At 31.9% G+C, this 251-nt stretch carries 1 protein-coding gene; it reads left to right on the top strand.

What is annotated here, in order from left to right; translation table 11 throughout:
• On the top strand, window positions 1-251 hold a 251-nt coding region (locus ACRHNM_RS17520), incomplete at both ends, for a penicillin-binding transpeptidase domain-containing protein (protein ID WP_431137927.1).

Below are 251 nucleotides of genomic sequence, written 5' to 3'. Positions count from 1 at the left end.
CTGCTGGAATCGAAACTGAAATTCAAGCAAACCCTTCTATAGCATTAGGTGCAGTAGATTTATCATTGTTAGAAATGACAAGGGCCTACAGCACATTTGCTAATAAAGGTTTACGAGTAAAACCAATGATTATTACAAGAATAGAAGATAAAAACGGAACAGTTTTAAAAGACTTTATTCCTAAAACAAAAGAGGTAATTAGTGAAGAATCTGCATATGTAATTTTAAAGTTATTAGAAGGTGTAGCAGAT

The organism is Psychroserpens mesophilus, from assembly GCF_050617655.1.
Taxonomy (GTDB): Bacteria; Bacteroidota; Bacteroidia; order Flavobacteriales; family Flavobacteriaceae; genus Psychroserpens; species Psychroserpens mesophilus_A.
The sequence above is the reverse complement of the archived record's forward strand: the minus strand, read 5'-3'. Positions and strand labels throughout refer to the sequence as shown.